Source organism: Chromobacterium sp. CCUG 76385 (assembly GCF_059916625.1).
Genome location: NZ_JAUCGU010000066.1, coordinates 1 through 1524, shown reverse-complemented (window position 1 = coordinate 1524; position 1524 = coordinate 1). Strand labels below are relative to the sequence as shown.

Genomic DNA, 1524 nt, shown 5'->3' with positions numbered 1-1524 from the left:
GACTGGGTATCCATCATCACGCTCCTGGTGAGAGGCTTACTTCAGTATAGTTACCAACTTGTAATTGGGACATAGCCCCGGAAAAGGCGGACGGCTTGTCGTCCAGCCGCGCGCGGTCTATCTCCACTTTTTCCAGCCAGTCGCCGGCAGTCTGCCGCAGCCGGCCGTAGTGGCGCTGGCCCAAGGCCATCAGCCGCTCGCTGACATTGGCGCCGGCGGAGACGCCCATGCGCAGCCCGTCGCGGGCGTGCTGGGTGACGAAGCCCCATTCGCTGCGCGCCAAGCGGCGGCGCTCGGCCTCGGGCAGGCAGGTCAGCTCGTGCTGCATGCCTTCGCGGTCGGCAAAGCGCACGCTGCCGGCGTCGGCGGCCAGACGGCCGGCCAGGGTGGACAGCAGGGTGGACTTGCCGGAGCCGGATTCGCCGACGATGCACAGCACCTCGCCCGGATACAGCTCGAAATTGACGTCGAAACAGCCCTGGCCGTTGCCGTAGTCCTTGCTTAGCCCGCTGACGCTGAGGATGGCTTGATTCATGTTAAAACCTCTTTTGCCACGAAAACCACGAAAGAACGCGAAAGTTGTCTGATGTATCCGCGGTCTCCGCCCATTGCGGGTGGGGGTGCGTGGAGGCCGCTATGTTTTCGTGTGATTTCGCGAGTTTCGTGGCGCTGAATGCTTTTCCCTGCTTCATCGCGAAGCCTCCTGCTGCTGGCAATAGTCGGTATCCGAGCAGACGAACATCCGGCTGCCGGCGTCGTCGGTGACGATTTCGTCCAGATAGCTTGTGCGCGAGCCGCACAGCGCGCAGCCCTGCTCCCAGGTTTGGGCCGTAAATGGGTGGTCGTCGAAGGCCAGGCTTTCCACCTTGGTGTAGGGCGGAATCGCGTACAGGCGCTTCTCGCGGCCGGCGCCGAACAGCAGCAAGGCCGGGCTCATGTCCAGCTTGGGATTGTCGAACTTCGGAATCGGCGACGGCGAGGCCAGATACCTGTCGTTCACCATCACCGGGTAGTCGTAGCTGGTGGCGATGTGGCCGAAACGGGCGATGTCCTCGTACAGCTTGACGTGCATCAGGCCGTACTCTTGGTGCGCGTGCAGCTTGCGCGTTTCCACCTCGCTGGCTTCCAGCGTGCGCAGCGGTTCCGGCTCCGGCACCTGGAAGATCAGGATCTGGCCGGGTTTCAGCGGCGTTTCCGGGATGCGGTGGCGGGTCTGGATCAGCGTCGCGTCGGCGGTGCGGGTGGTGGTGGCGACATCGGCCACACGGCCGAAGAAGCGGCGGATGTTGACGGCGTTGGTGGTGTCGTCGGCGCCCTGGTCGATGACCTTCAGCACGTCGTCGCGGCCGATCACGCTGGCGGTCACCTGGATGCCGCCGGTGCCCCAGCCGTAGGGCAGCGGCATTTCGCGGCTGCCGAACGGCACCTGGTAGCCGGGGATCGCCACGGCTTTCAAAAGGCTATGTCCCAATTACAAGTTGGTAACTACACTGAAGTAAGCCTCTCACCAGGAGCGTGATGATG

Annotated in this window: 2 protein-coding genes; both read right to left on the bottom strand. The window is 63.5% G+C overall.

The window, feature by feature from the left end; all coding sequences use genetic code 11:
* Nucleotides 1–16: 16 nt before the first annotated feature.
* Entirely contained in the window at nt 17–535 is a 519-nt protein-coding gene (locus QUG01_RS19870; RefSeq protein WP_500831599.1) for an ATP-binding cassette domain-containing protein, read from the bottom strand.
* A 153-nt stretch (nt 536–688) separates the two neighbouring features.
* Nucleotides 689–1456 carry an alpha-D-ribose 1-methylphosphonate 5-phosphate C-P-lyase PhnJ gene (locus tag QUG01_RS19865; RefSeq protein WP_500831598.1) on the bottom strand — a complete coding sequence of 256 codons (768 nt, stop codon included), beginning with the start codon at nt 1454–1456 and terminating at the stop codon, nt 689–691.
* Nucleotides 1457–1524 lie beyond the last annotated feature (68 nt).